Origin of the sequence: Staphylococcus massiliensis CCUG 55927 (assembly GCF_000298075.1) — a bacterium.
Taxonomy (GTDB): domain Bacteria; phylum Bacillota; class Bacilli; order Staphylococcales; family Staphylococcaceae; genus Staphylococcus; species Staphylococcus massiliensis.
Genome location: NZ_JH815593.1, coordinates 215,519 through 235,000 on the forward strand (window position 1 = coordinate 215,519; position 19,482 = coordinate 235,000).

Here is a 19,482-nt window from a genome sequence, read left to right on the forward strand (position 1 = left end):
GGTTCACTTCCAGTTAAATTAGATGAAATTTACTCTACATCAGTTGGTGCTCAGTTCGGTCAAGATGCACTTAAAAAGACAGTATTCGCGTCATTAATTGGTATCGGACTTATCTTCTTATTTATGTTGTTCTTCTATCGCCTACCAGGCTTAATCGCGATTATCACGTTAACAACATATGTATACTTAACATTAGTCGCATTTAACTTTATCTCTGGTGTACTTACATTACCAGGTATTGCAGCGTTAGTACTTGGTGTTGGTATGGCAGTAGATGCGAACATCATCATGTACGAACGTATCAAAGATGAATTACGAATCGGTAGGACATTAAAACAAGCTTATAAACGTGCGAATAAGAGCTCCTTTATTACGATTATCGATGCCAACTTAACAACAGTACTTGCAGCAGGCGTACTTTTCGTATTCGGTGAAAGTTCAGTTAAAGGTTTCGCTACAATGTTATTATTAGCGATTCTGATGAGTTTCATAACAGCGGTGCTTTTAACACGTATTCTAATGTCACTACTTGTTTATTCAAACTTCTTCAAGAAAAAGCCAGGCCTGTTTGGTGTCAACAAGAAGTCACAACATGATATTGGTGAAGGATATGACATCCATGATTTAAAAACACCTTACGATAAAATTAACTTTATGAAACTTGCTAAACCATTATTTGCGCTTAGTGGTATCGTGATTTTAATCGGTGCTATTATCTTATTTATCTTCAAGTTAAATTTAGGCATTGATTTTACAAGTGGTACTCAAGTCAGCATGCAATCTGACAAAGCAATCAAACAAGATAAGATTGAGAAGCAAATGAAAGATCTTGATCTTAAACCTGATCAGCTTTCAGTGTCTGATGGTGAAAAGGCCAACGTTAAAATGCAATTTAAGAAAGATTTAACGAAAGACGAAGAAGCTAAGATTAAATCTAAGATGAAAAAAGAATATGATGCAACGCCAACAGTAAGTAAGGTATCACCAGTAATTGGTCAAGAACTTGCTAAAAACGCACTCATGGCGTTACTTTACGCATCAATCGGTATGATTATCTACATCTCATTACGATTCGAATGGCGTATGGGTATCGCATCCATCATTTCTTTACTTCACGATGCGTTCATGATTATAGCTGTATTTAGTTTATTCAGATTAGAAGTTGATATTACATTCATTGCAGCTGTACTTACGATTATTGGTTATTCAATTAACGATACGATTGTAACGTTCGACAGGGTTCGTGAAAACTTACGTAAAGTTAAAGTCATTACGAAGGAAAAACAAATCGACGATATCGTTAACAGCTCAATTAGACAAACGATGACACGTTCAATTAGTACAGTTCTCACTGTAGTAATCGTAGTTATAACATTATTAATCTTTGGTGCTTCAAGTATCTTTAATTTCGCATTAGCGTTATTAATTGGCTTAATCTCAGGTGTCTTCTCATCTATCTTCATTGCCGTTCCATTATGGGGTATCATGAAAAAACGTCAACTTAAGAAGACAGATAATCATAAACTTGTCGTACACGAAGAAAAACGATCAAACGAAGAGAAAATTCTCGTTTAATAGATGCAATTTAGGAGTTAAGACATGTTAATGTCTTAGCTCCTTTTTTCTTGAAAAGGACTTTAAATATCTAGTTTGTCGTGCTAATTTAAAGTACTTACTTTTGATTTGGTGAATAGTTCGATATAATGACTTGTGGAAATGAGGAATTGATTATGATTAAATCTAAGTTTGTTTGGGATACAAAATTTACGGACAATCAAATACCTGATGAAGTGAGTACGTCATTAAACTTAACACCAATCGTTAAGAAAGTACTTGAAAGCAAACATATTACGGATGCTGATTCGATTAATGCTTTGTTCAAATCTAAAGATATAGACCACGCGCCAACTCTAATGAGTGATATGGACAAGGCTGTCGAACGCATTAACGAAGCGATAGAGTCCGATGAAAAGATACTCGTCTATGGTGATTATGATGCTGACGGTGTCACTTCAACAACGATTATGGTTAAAACTTTAAGTTCTTTAGGTGCTGAAGTGGGTTATTACATACCAAACCGTTTTACTGAAGGATATGGACCTAATAAAGATGCCTTTATGCAGGCTTATGAAGAAGGCGTAAACTTAATCATAACGGTCGATAACGGGATTCAAGGTCACGATGAAATTGACATGATTCAAGAATTAGGTGTAGATGTAATCGTTACAGATCACCATGAAATCGGTGAGACATTGCCAAATGCTTTTGCTATTGTGCACCCAATGCATGAATCATTTAATTATCCATTCAAGTATCTATGTGGAGCTGGTGTTGCTTATAAGGTTGCTCAAGCACTCATTGATCATCCACCTCAGTCCTTCTTAGCTTTAGCAGCAATAGGTACGATTGCGGACCTCGTATCATTAACCGATGAAAACCGTGCCATTGTGCAAAAGGGGCTTGAAGTACTGAATCAACATTGCCCTGTAGCTATTGAAGCGCTATTAAATCAAGCGAATTATAAGGATGATATCAACGAGGAAACGATTGGTTTTATTATAGGACCACGTTTAAATGCTGTAGGTCGATTAGATGATGCGAGTTTAGCGCTTGAATTACTTATGACTGAAGATATCGAAGAAGCAAGTTTTCTAGCAGAACAAGTGGATGCCTATAATGTTGAACGTAAAGATGTCGTCCAGTCTATTTATGATGAGGCTTCTGTTATTGCTGAAGAAAAGGTTCAGTCAGGCAGAAAGTTTATTCTGTTAGCCCAAGAAGGTTGGCATGAGGGCGTACTCGGAATTGTAGCCTCACGCATCGTTGAAATGTATAACTTACCTACGCTCATATTAAATATAGATATTGACCAAAACCACGCGAAAGGTTCAGCTAGAAGTATTGAACAAGTATCCATGTTTGATTGCTTATCAGAGAATCAATCGTTAATTTCTAAGTTTGGTGGTCACCACATGGCTGCCGGCATGACATTACCGATTGAGAACATTGATGAACTTGAAGCGGCATTAGACGCCTATGTTCAAAAGCTCAGTCAGCAATATGATTTATCACCAAAGAAAACCGTTGATATAGAGTTAGAAGAATCAGATATCACAGTGGAAAATATTCAAGATATCGAACGTTTACGTCCATTCGGAACTGATTTTAATGCACCACTTATACGTATTAATAATATTCGCATTCGTGATTCAAAAGCAATCGGACAAGAAAAGCGTCATCTTAAGTTAACGCTAGGTGAACGTTCTATTCAAGCACTATTTTGGAACCAAGGTCAACTGTCGCAAGAAATGATGACAGATGAGTCACTAAGCTTTATAGGTAAACTACAAGCTAACGAATGGAATGGTAATAAAAATCCTCAAGTCATCTTAGAAGATTTAAAAAGTGATCATATTCAAGTTCTCGATTATCGTAGTAAAAATAAAGTAAACCAGCTCAAACAAATTGAAGATGAACTCGCATTTTTCATTAACGATTCCGAAGACAAATTTGGTGACAACTATTACTACTATGGTGAAGCGATTGATAAGCAGTATGACAAATGCGTGTTTAGAGATTTACCGAATACGCTTGATGACTTTAAGGCAACGCTTAAATTAAACAATGTATCTCAAATCTATTTGATTTTAAAGCATCATCAATCCATTTACTTTGATGGTATGCCACATATGTCTAGCTTTAAAAATTGTTATAAAGCTATTTATGCGAAGAAGCGTGTGAACTTAGAAGATCAAGGCATGATGCTATGTGAGTATTTAAGAATTAAACCAAATGAATTGAAATTTATATTAAAAGTATTTCTCGAATTACAGTTTATTAAAGAGGAAAATGGTATAATTGAAATCGTTCCGTTAAATGAGAAAAAGGATATTCAATCGAGTAAGATTTATCAAAAAAGGGAACAACGCATAATGGTTGAGAAACACTTACTCTATCAGGATTTTGATTCATTAAAAAAATGGATATTAAATGAATTGGCATAAGTTTTAGGGAGGCACAAACATGGATTTAAAACAATATGTTTCAGAAGTACCGAATTGGCCTAAAGAGGGCGTCAACTTTAAGGATATCACTACAATTATGGATAACGGTGAGGCGTACGGTTATGCGACAGATCAAATCGTTAAGTATGCGAAAGAAAAAGAAGTAGATATTGTAGTTGGACCAGAAGCACGTGGTTTTATTATTGGTTGTCCAGTTGCCTACGCAATGGGTATTGGATTCGCACCTGTTCGTAAAGAAGGTAAACTTCCAAGAGAAGTTATCTCATATGAATATAATCTTGAATATGGTACGAATACGTTAACAATGCATAGAGATGCGATTAAACCAGGTCAACGTGTACTTATAACTGATGACTTACTTGCTACTGGCGGTACGATTGAAGCGGCCATTCACTTAGTTGAAGAACAAGGTGGTATTGTTGCGGGTATCGCATTCATTATAGAATTAAAATACTTAAACGGTATGGAGAAGATTAAGGACTATGACACAATGTGCTTAATCTCATACGAAGAAGAATAACAAATAATTTAACTGAGGCTGGGACATTATTTAAACAATAGAGCATAATTGCTTTATTTGTACATTTCCCGTAACAGCTGACTCCTAGGGGAGTAGCGTGAGTCCGGAGACTACAGGCTCCGGCCACGCCCCAGGAAAGCATGCTGTTTAAGGGAATTGGTTATTATGTCTTAGACCTCTTTTTTTACATATTTGAGTAATCAAACCGATAAGATTCCAAAAACAATTCAATAATAAAAGAAATTATTATATAATGTACTCAAAACAAGAAATCAGATTGGATAAAATCTATAAGTAAAATATATTTAATTCATTTTCGGTTATAGAACTATTGAAACATGAACATTTAAATCTGTATAAACTTATAGTAAAATAGAAGAAATTAACTTTTCGTAGGGGGTGTCCTTTTGAATAATGAATATCCATACAGTGCTGATGAAGTATTGTATACAGCTAAAACATATTTAAGTAAGGAAGATTATGAATATGTTCTAAAGAGCTATCATATTGCATATGAGGCACATGAAGGGCAGTTCCGTAAGAACGGATTACCATTTATTATGCATCCAATCCAAGTAGCGGGTATATTAACTGAGATGCGCTTAGATGGTCCTACAATTGTAGCAGGGTTTTTACACGACGTAATTGAAGATACATCTTATACGTTTGATGATGTGAAAGGTATCTTCAATGAAGAAATCGCTAGAATTGTGGACGGTGTTACTAAACTTAAGAAAGTAAAATATCGCTCTAAAGAGGAGCAACAAGCTGAGAACCATCGTAAATTGTTTATCGCCATTGCGAAAGACGTTCGCGTTATCTTAGTTAAGCTTGCTGACCGCTTACATAATATGCGTACTTTAAAAGCAATGCCCCGTGAAAAGCAAGTGCGTATTTCTAAGGAAACTTTAGAAATATATGCGCCACTCGCTCATCGTTTAGGTATTAACACGATTAAGTGGGAGCTTGAAGATATTGCGTTACGTTACATTGATAACATGCAATATTTTAGAATCGTCAATCTGATGAAAAAAAAGCGTAGTGAGCGTGAAGATTATATACAAAATGCGATTAAAAACATTCGCCAAGAAATGGATGTTATGTCGATTTCAGGAGACATTAGTGGACGTCCTAAGCATATTTATAGTATCTATCGCAAAATGATGAAGCAGAAGAAGCAGTTTGAACAAATATTTGATCTCTTAGCAGTACGCGTTATCGTGAATTCTATTAAAGATTGTTACGCGGTATTAGGCTTAGTGCACACGTTATGGAAACCCATGCCGGGGCGTTTCAAAGATTATATCGCGATGCCGAAACAGAATATGTATCAATCTTTACACACAACGGTAGTAGGTCCTAATGGCGACCCACTTGAAATTCAAATTCGTACATTTGAAATGCACGAAATTGCGGAACATGGTGTTGCAGCACATTGGGCTTACAAAGAAGGTAAGCAAATCACGAAAGAAGACGATGATTATCAAAAAAAATTAAGCTGGCTTAAAGAAATCGCTGAAACGGATAACACGACGTCTGATGCAGAAGAATTTATTGAGTCACTTAAATTCGATCTTCAAAGTGATAAAGTTTACGCGTTTACGCCTGAGAGTGACGTCATAGAGTTACCTTACGGCGCAGTACCTATAGACTTTGCTTATAATATTCATAGTGAAGTTGGTAATAAAATGATAGGTGCTAAAGTGAATGGTAAGATCGTGCCGATTGATTATGTCTTGAAAACTGGTGACATTGTTGAAATTCGTACGAGTAAACATTCTTACGGTCCGAGCCGCGACTGGTTAAAGATTGTGAAGTCTTCAAGTGCGAAGAGTAAAATACGTAGCTTTTTCAAAAAGCAAGACCGCTCATCAAACATTGAAAAAGGTAAATTTATGGTTGAAGCGGAAATTAAAGAACAAGGTTATCGTGTTGAAGATATTCTAACGGAAGCCAACATCGAAATTGTTAATGCGAAATACAACTTCTCGAATGAGGATGACTTATATGCTGCTGTCGGTTTCGGTGGTATCACGTCGTTACAAGTTGTGAATAAACTTTCTGAAAAGCAACGTATTATCGATAAGCAAAAGATGCTAAATGACGTTCAAGAAGTGAGTAAATCAATACCGATTAAGGATAGTATTACAACGGACACTGGTGTCTATGTTGAAGGGCTTGAAAATGTTTTAATTAAGCTGTCTAAATGTTGTAATCCAATACCTGGAGATGATATTCTAGGTTATATCACGAAAGGTCATGGTATCAAAGTTCATCGAAGTGATTGCCCGAATATTCGTAATGAAAAGGATCGTTTAATTGCGGTTGAATGGGTGAAATCTAAAGATGAAACACAGCGTTACCAAGTTGATCTTGAGGTTAACGCTTATGATCGTAATGGTCTTTTAAATGAAGTTTTACAAGCAGTGAATAGTACAACAAGCAATTTAGTTAAAGTTTCAGGTAAATCTGATATCGATAAAAATGCCGTTATTAACTTAAGTATAATGGTTAAAAATGTGAATGAAGTTTATAAAGTCGTAGATAGAATCAAACAACTTGGCGATGTTTACACCGTGACACGAGTATGGAATTAGGAGTGCACCTTACATGAGAATTGTCTTACAAAGAGTAAAGTCTGCTAAAGTTTCTTTTGATAAAGAAGAACATGCTATTCAAAAAGGTTTCTGTTTACTAGTTGGTGTTGGCAAGGATTCAACAAAAGAGGATGCTGAGGTGCTCGCAAGAAAGATAGCCAATACCAGACTTTTTGAAGATGAAAATGGTAAAATGAATCTGAACATACAAGCCGTGTCGGGTGAAATTCTTTCGATTTCGCAATTCACGTTGTATGCAGATGTACATAAGGGCAATCGCCCTAGCTTTATGAACGCAATGTCGCCAGAAGAGGCTAATTCGTTATATGAATATTTTAATGAATCTCTAAGTCAATATGATATCCCTGTTCAAACAGGTGCGTTTGGGCAAGATATGACTGTTGATATCGTCAATGATGGTCCAGTAACAATCATATTTGAAAGTCAGGATGGCAAAGTAAAATGAAAAAACTACTCGCATGGTTTAAGAAAAAAAGATTAAAACCAGTACCTGTTTTACTTCTCGCTTTAGCGCTTTTACTCGGTTTAATACTGTTAGCGATCTTAGGGTTTTATCATCTTAAAAATGATGACCGACTTTCTTTAAAAGAAGATGCTGAAATTAGATCAGGTCCTGGCGCACAATACCCAGAGCTTTATCAAATTAAAAAAGGCGAAGCCTATGAAATTATAGGTGAAAAAGGTAAATGGGTTGAAGTTAAATCTGGTGATGATAAACGTAAAGGTTGGATAGCAGGTTGGCATACGGATTTAGGTATTAAAGAAGACGTTAATCCGAATGAACATCCTTTGAAAGGTAAAACCATTGTCTTAGATCCAGGTCATGGTGGTGGTGACCAAGGTGCAGCAAGTAGTACGAAAGCACATAGTTTAGAAAAGACAATCACACTTAAAACAGCACAAGAACTTAAGAAACTACTTGAAAAAGAAGGCGCTAAAGTAGAGCTTACGCGTGAAGAGGATAAGTTTGTAAGCCTTGAGGAACGTAAAGTTGACGGTGATGCGTACTTAAGTATACATAATGACGCACTTAAGTCACCTAAAGCTAACGGCGCGACTGTATATTGGTACCATGAACAACAAGAAATTCTTGCTGAAACTCTGAACCAATCGATTCAGAAAAAAGCAGTTCTAAGTAACCGTGGTGCGCGTCAACAAAACTTCCAAGTATTAAGACAAACAGAAACACCAGCTGTTTTACTTGAGCTTGGCTATATTAGTAATCCTACCGATGAAGAAATGATTAATGATAAATTACACCGTCACGTTGTTGAACATGCAGTTGTAGATGGCTTAAAATATTACTTTATGGAATAGGTACTTGCAACTTATTCAAAAAGCAGTTATGATTGTAATTAATTACAGACATGAACCGTTAATATTCTTGCATGTTAAATAGTGATAGCTAAAGAGACGTTCATCCGTGGCTGAAAGATAACGCAAATTCCTATTTAATTTATGGAACACAAGAAGAGGTGTCTTATTAAAAAGTAAGGCCGTTCAACGTACGTTACACGTTACGAGTGAGTAATCATTTGATTACTAATTAGGGTGGCAACACGGAAATTTCGTCCCTTACATAGTTAAGTACTATGTAAGGGGCTTTTTTTATTGCATGAAACTCAAACTCGAAGTTTAAAATTCTTAGTTTTTAAACGTTTTTGCTAAATGACAACTTTAATTATCTAATTTCCTAACAGCTGACTCCTAGGGGAGTAGCGTGCGTCCGGAGACTACAGGCTCCGGCCACGCCTCAGGAAAGCATGCTGTTAAGGAAATTAGGGTGAATTAAATACTTTAACTACTAAGAGATGAATAATCGCACTTACTTATAATCACATTAAGGAGATGACCGATATGATACGTATCCCTAGAGGTACTCAAGATATCTTGCCTACAGAAACAAAGAAATGGCGTTACATCGAAAATAAATTAGATGAACTCATGACATATTACAATTATAAAGAAATTCGTACACCGATTTTTGAAAGTACAGAATTGTTCGCACGCGGTGTTGGTGATTCTACTGATGTTGTGCAAAAGGAAATGTATACATTCAAAGATAAAGGTGACAGAAGTTTAACACTTCGTCCTGAAGGTACAGCTGCAGTTGTTCGTAGCTTTATCGAAAATAAAATGCAAGGTGAACCTAATCAACCAATCAAATTATATTACAATGGGCCAATGTTTCGTTATGAACGTAAACAAAAAGGGCGTTACCGTCAGTTTACGCAATTCGGTGTTGAAGCTATTGGTGCTGAGAATCCAAGTATTGATGCTGAAGTGTTATCTCTAGTGATGCATGTTTACCAAGCATTTGGTTTAAAGAAACTTAAGCTTGTTATCAATAGTATTGGTGATATGGAATCTCGTAAAGAGTATTACGAAGCTTTACAAGCTCACTTTAAGCCAGTGATTCACGAATTTTGTAGCGATTGTCAAAATCGTATTGATTCTAACCCAATGCGTATCTTGGATTGTAAAGTAGACCGTAATCATGAAGCTGTTCAAAACGCACCAAAGATTACAGATTACTTAAATGATTATTCAAAAGCGTATTACCAAAAGGTTAAGGAATTACTCGATGTGCTTGAAATCCCTTATGAAGAAGATCCGAATTTAGTTCGAGGATTAGATTATTATACGCACACAGCATTCGAACTCATGATGGATAACGAAGCTTATGACGGTGCTATTACAACGTTATGTGGTGGCGGTCGTTATAATGGTCTACTCGAGCTTCTTGACGGACCTAAGGAAACAGGTATTGGTTTCGCGTTAAGTATCGAGCGTTTACTACTTGCGCTTGAAGAAGAAGGTATTGAACTACCTGTAGATGATGAATTTGACTTATTCATCGCGACGATGGGTGAACGTGCTGATACTTATGCAGTAAAACTATTAGACGCATGTCGCAAAAATAATATTAAAGCAGATAAAGATTATCTTTCTCGTAAGTTAAAAGGCCAAATGAAACAAGCGGATCGCTTAAACGCTACTTATACAATTGTACTAGGTGATCAAGAGCTTGATAACGATGAAGTTAACCTTAAGACTATGGAAACAGGCGAGCAACAATCTATTAAACTTTCAGAGCTCGTATCGCATTTAAAATAAGGAGTGTTATTAATGTCAAAACGTACAACATATTGTGGTTTAGTTACAGAATCACTATTAGATAAAGAAGTAACTTTAAAAGGTTGGGTGCATAACCGTCGTGACTTAGGTGGTTTAATCTTCATTGACTTACGTGACCGTGAAGGTTATGTACAGACAGTATTTAACCCTGACTTTTCAAAAGAGGCATTAGAAATTGCGGAAACGATTCGTTCAGAATACGTTGTTGAAGTTCAAGGTATCGTTAAAAAGCGTGACCCTGAAACAATCAACCCTAAAATTAAAACAGGTAACGTAGAAGTACGAGTTTCTTCAATTAAAGTTATCAATAAATCTCAAACACCACCATTTGCGATTAATGAAGACAATTTAAATGTAGATGAAAACCTTCGTCTAAAATATCGTTATTTAGATTTACGTCGTGAAGGTTTAGCGAACACAATGAAGATGCGTTCACAGATTACGCGCTCTTTCCGTAATTATTTAGATGACAATGGATTCTTCGACGTTGAAACGCCAATTCTTACGAAATCAACACCAGAAGGTGCACGTGACTATTTAGTACCATCTCGTGTACATGACGGTGAGTTTTACGCATTACCTCAATCACCGCAGTTATTTAAACAATTGTTAATGATTAGTGGTCTTGATCGCTATTATCAAATCGTAAAATGTTTCCGTGACGAAGACTTACGTGCTGACCGTCAACCTGAATTTACGCAAGTCGATATCGAAATGAGCTTCGTTGATCAAGAAGACGTGATTCAAATGGGTGAAGAGATGCTGCAACAAGTTGTTAAAGACGTGAAAGGTAAAGACATTACGACACCATTCCCACGTATGACATATGATGAAGCAATGGCACGCTATGGTTCAGATAAACCTGATACACGCTTTGGTATGGAACTTCAAGATGTGTCAGAGCTTGGTGAAATTATGGACTTTAAAGTATTCAAAGGTGCTGTTGAAAGCGGCGGCCAAGTTAAAGCTATCGTAGTCGAAGATGCTGCGAAAGATTACACGCGTAAAGATATCGATGCGTTAACAGAGTTCGTTAACATTTATGGCGCTAAAGGTTTAGCATGGGTCAAAGTAGTAGATGATGGCTTAAGTGGACCGATTGCACGTTTCTTTGAGGACCCCCACGTTGAAAAGCTTCAAGCTTTAACAAACGCGAAATCAGGAGACTTAGTACTCTTTGTTGCTGACCAAAAAGATGTAGTAGCTCAAAGTTTAGGTGCGCTACGTACGAAACTTGCGAAAGAACGTGAACTTTACGACCCAGAACAATTAAACTTCTTATGGGTAATGGATTGGCCATTATTTGAATATGACGATGAAGAACATCGTTATGTAGCTGCGCACCATCCATTCACAGCGCCAAAAGATGAAGACTTAGATAAACTATCTTCAAATCCTGAGGACGCTCAAGCAAAAGCCTATGACGTTGTATTAAATGGTTATGAGCTAGGTGGCGGTTCTATCAGAATTCATGATGGTGATATCCAATCACAAATGTTTAAAGCATTAGGCTTTTCAGAAGAGGAAGCACAAAAACAATTCGGATTCTTACTAGAAGCATTTAAATACGGTGCACCACCACATGGCGGTATCGCTTTAGGTTTAGACCGTTTAGTGATGTTATTATCAGGTCGTTCTAACTTACGTGACACAATCGCATTCCCTAAAACAGCGTCAGCATCTTGCTTATTAACAGATGCACCTGGTGAAGTTTCAGAACGTCAATTAGATGAGTTATCACTTCGCATTAAATAATAAACGTTAAACTTGCCAATACGTAAAATTATGGTATTATATAAGTATAAGATAGCCGTCTGAAGTGTTCGTAAGTTCGCTTTATGTATTTTGACCTAACACTCTCTGATCAGGGAGCCCAATAGGTTTTCTTACGGCGCAAACGTCTCTATAGGAGGACTTGCAAACTAAGAAACAGGGCACCCACCTGTATTTAGCAGGCCAAAATGATCAAGCACTTATAAAACTACGGCACTATGGATTCTATCGGTACGCAAGGCATTTATTGTCTTGCGTATTTTTTTAGGCTATAAACTGAAACGTGTTAAAGGAGTCTGTTCAATGAAACACCAATTTTCAAGAAATGAGTTGGCCTATGGTAGCGAAGGCCTCGATAAGCTAAAGGAACAAACAGTTGCGATACTTGGTGTAGGCGGTGTGGGTTCTTTTGCTGCTGAAGCGCTCGCGAGAACAAATATCGGCCATATCATATTAATAGATAAAGATGATGTAGATATCACAAACGTCAATCGCCAAATTCATGCGTTAACTACGACAATCGGTCAAAGTAAAGTTAACCTTATGGAAGAGCGAATTAAATTAATTAATCCAGAATGTAAAGTGACTTCACTTCATATGTTTTATACTGAAGAGACGTATGAGGACTTCTTCCAAGATTTTGATATCGATTATATTGTGGACGCTAGTGACACGATTATGTATAAAGTGCACTTAATGAAAGAATGTATCCGTCGTGATATCAAGATGATTTCAAGCATGGGTGCTGCGAACAAGACTGATCCAACCCGCTTTGAAATTGCTGATATTTCTAAGACACATAGCGATCCTATGGCAAAGATTATCCGTCAGAAACTCAAGAAGGATGGTATTAAGAAGGGTGTTAAAGTTGTATTCTCTGATGAGAGTCCGATCGTTATTCGTGAGGACGTCAACGAAGTTGTGGGTGATAAGAATGCGCCTACCCGAAAAGCCCAAATGCCACCGTCTTCAAATGCATTCGTACCAAGTACAGTAGGATTAATTTGTGCAAGTTATGTCGTAAATGATATTTTAAAAGATATTCCAGTACGCCGTGTTAAAGACGGAAAAGGTTGAACGATTATTGATAAAGAAATAGACGTGAGCACATTGTGAATAGCGTGTCTCACGTCTTTAAGTTTATGGTATGGATTTGTGGTTATGGGTTGAATTTAAGGTTGTGGTAAGGTTTTAAGTTACAGGAAATGATCTTAGTTAATGGTATAGATTAGTGGTTATGGATTTAATTTAAGATTGTGGTAAAGATTTGAGCTAATGTTTATGGCATTGATGTGTCTTTAGGAAATGGCATCGTCTTAAGATTTATTTTTTAAATTATCATAAATTGTCTTAAATTGATGTTCACTTTTAGATGTGTCTTTTGGTTGATAATATGAACGGTGCTTTAACTTGTCTGGTAAATATTGTTGAGGCACGAAGCCATTATCATAATTATGCGGATATTTGTAGCCAATAGCACGACCTAAATCTTTCGCTCCTTTGTAATGACCGTCTTTAAGGTGATCTGGAATTTGGCCGATGAGGCCTTTTCTAATATCAGATAAAGCAGCATCGATTGACTTAATCGCCGAATTTGATTTAGGTGACAGACTAAGTTCGATAACCGCCTGACTGAGCGGGATTCGCGCTTCTGGAAAGCCGAGACGCTCTGCTGATTCTATCGCAGCGAGTGTACGTTGTGCGGCACCAGGTGAAGCAAGTCCTACATCTTCGTAACTGATGACGAGTAAACGTCTCGCAATCGTTGGTAAATCGCCAGCCTCGATTAAGCGGCCTAGGTAATGGAGCGCAGCGTCAACATCGCTACCTCTAATGGACTTTTGAAAAGCACTCATCACATCATAATGATGATCGCCATCCTTATCACTAACAATAGCACTCTTCTGAAGACAATCTTTCGCGTCAGATAACGTTACATGTCGACAGCCATCATCATCAGTATCAGCTGATAACACGGAAAGTTCGAGTGCGTTAAGAGCACTACGCACGTCACCTTGGCTACTTGTCATAAAGTACGTTAACGCATCGTCGTCTACTTTAGGGTTATAATTTTTAAGTCCCTTGTCGGAATCCTCTAAAGCACGATTGAGTGCAACACGAACGTCATCCTCATCTAGTGGATAAAGCTCGAATATTTGAGCACGCGAACGAATGGCTGGGTTTATCGCGTGGTAAGGGTTCGAAGTTGTCGCACCGATGAGCACGATTTTACCGTCTTCTAAGTGAGGTAGCAAGAAGTCTTGCTTTGCTTTATCAAGTCGATGAATCTCATCAAGTAATAAGATAACTTGGCCTGACATTTTAGCCTCATCCACAACCATCTGCATGTCTTTTTTAGTATTGGTAACAGCATTTAACTGTCTAAATTTAAATTTGGAACTACCCGCAATGGCTTTAGCGATACTCGTCTTACCGATACCTGGCGGGCCGAAAAATATCATAGATGATAGACGTTTGGTCTCAACCATACGTCGGATGATACCTTTCTTTCCCACAAGATGGCCTTGTGAAATAATATCGTCTATCGTTTCTGGTCGCATTCTAGATGCTAATGGTTCATTCGTCACTTTATGTCACACCTTTCTAACTATTATCTTAACGTAAAAAATGATAAAATGTGAATGAATCGTATTAAGAAGAATTAAGAGAGGGTAAAATATGAAAATTTCTACAAAAGGGCGTTATGGCTTAACACTTATGATTTCTTTAGCCAAAAAAGAAGGCTCAGGTTGTGTGTCTTTAAAAACGATCGCTGAAGAAAATGGCTTAAGTGATTTATATTTAGAACAACTTGTGGGCCCACTGCGTAACGCAGGTTTAATAAAAAGTGTTAGAGGCGCAAAGGGTGGCTACCAATTACGTACGCCAGCAGAAGAAATTACAGCTGGTGATATTATACGCTTACTTGAAGGTCCAATTACAATTGTTGAAGGTATTGAATCAGAGCCACCTGCGCAACAACAACTTTGGCTACGTATGCGTGATGCTGTCAAAGAAGTTTTAGATGAAACTACTTTGAAATACCTCGCTAACTATCAAGAAAAAGACGCATTAGAAGGGTATATGTTTTACATTTAAAATAATGTAAATATTTTACAAATAATTTATATAATGCGCGCGTGAATTGATGTTTAACAACTCTCTTTTAAGGTTATTGACAAGTAAAACCTTGAAAGGAGAATGTGAGATGTCTGAAGAAAACAATCAGTTCGAGCAAACTAAAGGTAACGTTAAAGAAACGATCGGTAATATGACGAATAATAAAGATTTAGAGAATGAAGGTAAAGAAGATAAAACGTCTGGTAAAGCTAAAGAAGTTGTAAACGATGTGAAAGATAAAGCACATGATGTTATTGATAACTTCAAAAGCGACAAATAATTATCAACTATAGAATTTAACGAAAGGCTGATTAACTATGAATAAAGAACAATTCGATAAAATTAAAGATACAGCGGAAGACGCTTATAACAAATACCAAGAGTACCAAAACAAAAATGGTGAGAATAACGAAAACAACGATAACGACAATAACGATAATAATGAAAATAATGAAAAGAGCGGCGGCAACTTCATGGATCAAGCTAAAGACGCTATCGATAAATTCACTGGCGACAAATCATAAGTATTTACGAAGCTACAACGATGTACATGCGTTGTAGCTTTTAGTCTGTTAAAGGTTTGGATTTGGGTTGGATTTGGCTTGGAATTGTTGGTGGTTTATCATGAAAATTGTAACGTGATAAACGGAGGCCCTTGGTTTATCAAGAAAGTCGAAACGTGATAAACGGAGGCCCTTGGTTTATCAAGAAAGTTGTTATGTGATAAACGGAGGCCCTTGGTTTATCAAGAAAGTTAGAACGTGATAAACGGAGGGGCTTGGTTTATCAAGAAAGTTAGAACGTGATAAACGGAGGGGCTTGGTTTATCAAGAAAAGTAGAACGTGATAAACGGAGGGGCTTGGTTTATCAAGAAAGTTGAAACGTGATAAACGGGAGGCCTTAGTTTATCAAGAAAGTTAGAACGTGATAAACGGAGGGGCTTGGTTTATCAAGAAAGTTGAAACGTGATAAATGAAGGCCCTTGGTTTATCAAGAAAAGTAGAACGTGATAAACGGGAGGCTTTGGTTTATCAAGAAAGTTGAAACGTGATAAACGGAGGGCTTATACCTTCATTTACAAGAAATCGAAAACGTGTAAATGAAAGGGCTCTAAATTTACAAGAAATCAGAAACGTGTAAACCAAGGCCCTTTAAAATTACAAGAAATCAGAAACGTGTAAATTAAGGGCCTTCAAATTTACAAGAAATCGAAAACGTGTAAATGAAAGGGCTCTAAATTTACAAGAAATCGAAAACGTGTAAATGAAAGGGCTCTAAATTTACAAGACTTCAAAAACGAGTAAACCAAGGGCCTCCAAATTTACAAGAAATTGAAAACGTGTAAACCTAGAGCCATCAAATTTACAAGAAATCGAAAACGTGTAAATCAAGGGCCTCCAAATTCAAAAGACTTCGAGAACGTGTAAAACAAGCCCCCCTCTAAAAATTGTACATACTTATCTTATCACTTATGTACATTCTAAATTAGCATTTACAGTAAACCCCAGCAGCACATAATTCTCTCTCATATGGACCCAAAGAAGCAATGGCTTCTTTGCCCCGATTATAACCAGCAATATCAAAGGAACAACACCCAATACCGCTAAATATCCATAAAAAAGGACCAAAGAAGCGACGGCTTCTTTGACCCTCATTTAATTCAACAAATTATGATTCTAAAGCTTCCTTAAGCAGTTTGTAAGAGTAATGTTGTTTGTCTTCATCATATATATAGCTTACTGCGATTAACTCATCGAATTCACCATAAGTTTCTTCGAATGCTTCTAACTGTTTCTTAACGGTTTCTTTAGAACCGACTAACGATTGTTGCATACGTGTTTTAGCAAGTTCATACTCTCTTGGCGTTAGAATTGCTTCTAAGTCTTCTACAGGTGGTTGAACGGGTTGAAGTTTACCGCGAATGATACTAATCATAACTTGAGCTTGTGTAGTAGCTAGATATTGAGCTTCTTCATCCGTATCAGCTACGATAGCGTTTAAACATACCATCATATAAGGCTCGTCAAGTACATCAGATGGTTCGAATAAGCGTTTGTAAATATCCATTGCTTCTTTCATTTGTTGTGGCGCGAAATGACCAGCGAATACATACGGTAGGCCTTTTCGGGCAGCAAGATGAGCAGAATCTGTAGATGAACCAAGAATATATAAAGGCACTTCTTTCTCAGGTGCTGGATAAGCGCGAACATGTGGTTGTTGAGATGACGGACCGAAGTACATGCGTAACGATTCAACCTCATCAGGGAACTGATGAACGCCTGCATGTTGATCGCGACGTAGAGCACTAGCCGTCATCATATCCGTACCTGGTGCGCGACCTAAACCTAAATCAATACGGTCGCCAAAAATCGTAGCTAACGTACCAAACTGTTCTGCAACGACTAAAGGTGCATGGTTAGGTAACATGATACCACCTGAACCAACGCGAATTGATTTCGTATGATGAAGGGTATGTTGGATGAGTAGCGATGTCGCCGTACTCACTAAGTGAGGCATATTATGATGTTCTGCAATCCAGTAACGCTGATAACCTAAATCTTCTACGTGTTGCGCTAAGCGAATAAGTTCATCTATCGCTTCTTTATCACTATGGCCTTCACGTATCGGCGCTAAGTTTAATGCAGACAATTTTTTAGCTTGAGCCATTTAAATTCCTCCCTCATTAATCGTATATCAATTATATCAATTACCTTACACCTTCTTAATCTAATTGCTCAAAAGCATTTTGAAGGGGGCACCTATTATCAAATGTTCAAAGACCCTTTTAATGGAAGGGTTGCACCGATAATCAAATATTCAAAGGCATTCGAAGGGGGCCACCTACAATCAAATGTTCAAAGGGCCTTTCATCGAGAGTTTAGCACCGATATCAATTATTCAAAGGGCTTTTCAACGAGAAGTCAGCACCGACAATCAATTGCTCAAAGGGCTTTTCAAGGAGGGGTTTGCACCGACAATCTGCAACCTTTAGAATAGTGGTGTGTGAAGAAAACGTTACGGTTAGGTTTAAGACCTAGAAGTTTTGATAAATAAGTGCTATCATAGGAACATTGATTATCAACGAATCTATGTGAAAAGCCACCATTAAGTGGTATTGAACGTTAAAAGAAGGGAAGTTCTCAAATGCAAGTTTATGCTGATTACGCTGCAACAACGCCAGTTAAACCGGAAGTCATCGATAAAATGACAGAGATTTATAAGCATCACTATGGCAATCCTTCATCGATTCATAGTATCGGGCGTGATGCGAGAAAGTTCTTAGACGAATCACGTCGCACGGTTGCAAAGCATTTAAATGCGAATCCTGAGCAGGTGATCTTCACAAGTGGTGCCACGGAATCTAACAATACGGCGATTCGCGGCATGGCTTATAAGCGTGCTTCAGAAGGTAAGCACCTCATTACGACTAAAATGGAACATCATGCTGTCTTGCACGTGTTTGAAGCACTTGAAAAGGAAGGCTTTGAGGTAACGTATCTCGATGTAACGAAAGAAGGTATCGTTAATCTAGACCAGCTACGTGAAGCGTTACGTGAAGATACGACACTTGTGTCAATTATGCTTGTTAATAATGAAGTCGGTACAGTGCAACCCATATTTGATATAGAAATGATCCTACAAGACTCGAACGCCCAACTTCATGTTGACGCTGTTCAAGCTGTCGGTCACATGCCAGTAGAATTTAATGAACTCGCGATAGATGCCTTAAGTATTACGGCTCATAAGTTTGGCGGACCTAAAGGTGTTGGTGTCTTACTTGTTAAGAAGGATACGGATTTAACATTTAGTCAACTTGGCGGTGAACAAGAAACTAAGCGCCGTGCTGGTACTGAGAATCTAGCTCAAATTGTTGGTATGGCAGAAGCTTTAAAATTAGCGGATGATAATCGCGATCAACACAATATTCATTTGATGTCTTTAAAAGAAACATTCCTCGTACAGCTTCAAGAACGCGCAGTTCCATTTGAAGTGAACGGTTCTATGGTTGATACGACGGGTCATATCGTTAATTTATACTTGCCATTTATTGACGTTGAAACGCTTCTAACGTTACTCGACATGGCGAATATTTATGTGTCATCAGGCTCAGCATGTACTGCTGGTTCAACAAAACCGTCTCACGTATTAAACGCGATGTATGGTGAAGATGACCGTGTTTATCGTTCAGTACGATTTAGTTTCGGTTCAGAAACTACAGAAGTAGAAGTTAAGACCATTGCGGCTGAATTACAGAAGATTTATCACAGATTTAAGGAGGACTAGAAA

Annotated in this window: 15 protein-coding genes and 1 other RNA gene; 14 read left to right on the forward strand and 2 right to left on the reverse strand. The window is 37.4% G+C overall.

Translation table 11 applies throughout. The features are described 5' to 3' along the window. The 10 genes from secF to A33S_RS0101455 all read left to right on the forward strand — a co-directional run. Window positions 1–1,575 (forward strand): protein translocase subunit SecF (secF, locus tag A33S_RS11525; RefSeq protein ID WP_037556596.1); only part of this gene is annotated, 1,575 nt, incomplete at its 5' end. Between the two features lie 155 nt (window positions 1,576–1,730). After that, window positions 1,731–4,004 carry a single-stranded-DNA-specific exonuclease RecJ gene (recJ, locus tag A33S_RS0101420; RefSeq protein WP_009382662.1) on the forward strand — a complete coding sequence of 758 codons (2,274 nt, stop codon included), beginning with the start codon at window positions 1,731–1,733 and terminating at the stop codon, window positions 4,002–4,004. Between the two features lie 19 nt (window positions 4,005–4,023). Then, window positions 4,024–4,545, forward strand: a complete 522-nt coding sequence (locus tag A33S_RS0101425; RefSeq protein ID WP_009382661.1) for an adenine phosphoribosyltransferase — start codon at window positions 4,024–4,026, stop codon at window positions 4,543–4,545. Between the two features lie 407 nt (window positions 4,546–4,952). After that, window positions 4,953–7,142, forward strand: coding sequence for a RelA/SpoT family protein (locus A33S_RS0101430; RefSeq protein ID WP_009382659.1), 2,190 nt, complete (start codon window positions 4,953–4,955; stop codon window positions 7,140–7,142). Window positions 7,143–7,155: 13 nt separating this feature from the next. Then, window positions 7,156–7,608 (forward strand): D-aminoacyl-tRNA deacylase, encoded by a 453-nt coding sequence (gene dtd / locus A33S_RS0101435; RefSeq protein WP_009382658.1) that lies wholly within the window; start codon window positions 7,156–7,158, stop codon window positions 7,606–7,608. After that, a complete protein-coding gene (locus A33S_RS0101440) occupies window positions 7,605–8,480 on the forward strand; it encodes an N-acetylmuramoyl-L-alanine amidase family protein (protein ID WP_009382657.1) in 876 nt (291 codons plus the stop codon). The genes dtd and A33S_RS0101440 overlap by 4 nt, the downstream gene beginning before the upstream one ends. Before the next feature lie 540 nt (window positions 8,481–9,020). Further along, window positions 9,021–10,280: a histidine--tRNA ligase gene (hisS, locus tag A33S_RS0101445; RefSeq protein WP_009382656.1), complete on the forward strand. Its 1,260-nt coding sequence runs from the start codon at window positions 9,021–9,023 to the stop codon at window positions 10,278–10,280. Window positions 10,281–10,292: 12 nt separating this feature from the next. Next, the gene (gene aspS, locus A33S_RS0101450; RefSeq protein WP_017176473.1) at window positions 10,293–12,056 is read left to right on the forward strand and encodes an aspartate--tRNA ligase; all 1,764 of its coding nucleotides are present in this window, start codon (window positions 10,293–10,295) and stop codon (window positions 12,054–12,056) included. A 53-nt stretch (window positions 12,057–12,109) separates the two neighbouring features. Further along, a non-coding RNA gene (gene ssrS, locus A33S_RS11960) (6S RNA) lies at window positions 12,110–12,303 on the forward strand. A 74-nt stretch (window positions 12,304–12,377) separates the two neighbouring features. Continuing rightward, the gene (locus A33S_RS0101455; protein WP_017176474.1) at window positions 12,378–13,151 is read left to right on the forward strand and encodes a tRNA threonylcarbamoyladenosine dehydratase; all 774 of its coding nucleotides are present in this window, start codon (window positions 12,378–12,380) and stop codon (window positions 13,149–13,151) included. 239 nt (window positions 13,152–13,390) lie between these two features. Here the strand turns inward: A33S_RS0101455 and A33S_RS0101460 are convergent, their stop codons facing one another. Continuing rightward, window positions 13,391–14,662 (reverse strand): replication-associated recombination protein A, encoded by a 1,272-nt coding sequence (locus tag A33S_RS0101460; protein ID WP_009382653.1) that lies wholly within the window; start codon window positions 14,660–14,662, stop codon window positions 13,391–13,393. Window positions 14,663–14,753: 91 nt separating this feature from the next. Between A33S_RS0101460 and cymR the strand changes: the two genes are divergently transcribed. The 3 genes from cymR (at window position 14,754) to A33S_RS0101475 (ending at window position 15,718) form a co-directional block, all read left to right on the forward strand. Beyond that, the gene (gene cymR, locus A33S_RS0101465) at window positions 14,754–15,173 is read left to right on the forward strand and encodes a cysteine metabolism transcriptional regulator CymR (RefSeq protein ID WP_009382651.1); all 420 of its coding nucleotides are present in this window, start codon (window positions 14,754–14,756) and stop codon (window positions 15,171–15,173) included. A 109-nt stretch (window positions 15,174–15,282) separates the two neighbouring features. Next, complete coding sequence (locus A33S_RS0101470; RefSeq protein ID WP_009382649.1) at window positions 15,283–15,474, forward strand: CsbD family protein; 192 nt, start codon at window positions 15,283–15,285, stop codon at window positions 15,472–15,474. Between the two features lie 37 nt (window positions 15,475–15,511). Continuing rightward, a complete protein-coding gene (locus A33S_RS0101475; protein WP_009382647.1) occupies window positions 15,512–15,718 on the forward strand; it encodes a hypothetical protein in 207 nt (68 codons plus the stop codon). Window positions 15,719–16,863: 1,145 nt separating this feature from the next. On the opposite strand, the gene A33S_RS0101485 is transcribed toward A33S_RS0101475, so the two are convergent. Then, entirely contained in the window at window positions 16,864–17,862 is a 999-nt protein-coding gene (locus tag A33S_RS0101485) for an LLM class flavin-dependent oxidoreductase (RefSeq protein ID WP_009382645.1), read from the reverse strand. 477 nt (window positions 17,863–18,339) lie between these two features. Here A33S_RS0101485 and A33S_RS0101495 point away from each other — a divergent pair, with 477 nt between their 5' ends. Further along, window positions 18,340–19,479, forward strand: a complete 1,140-nt coding sequence (locus A33S_RS0101495; RefSeq protein ID WP_017176476.1) for a cysteine desulfurase family protein — start codon at window positions 18,340–18,342, stop codon at window positions 19,477–19,479. Window positions 19,480–19,482: the final 3 nt, after the last annotated feature.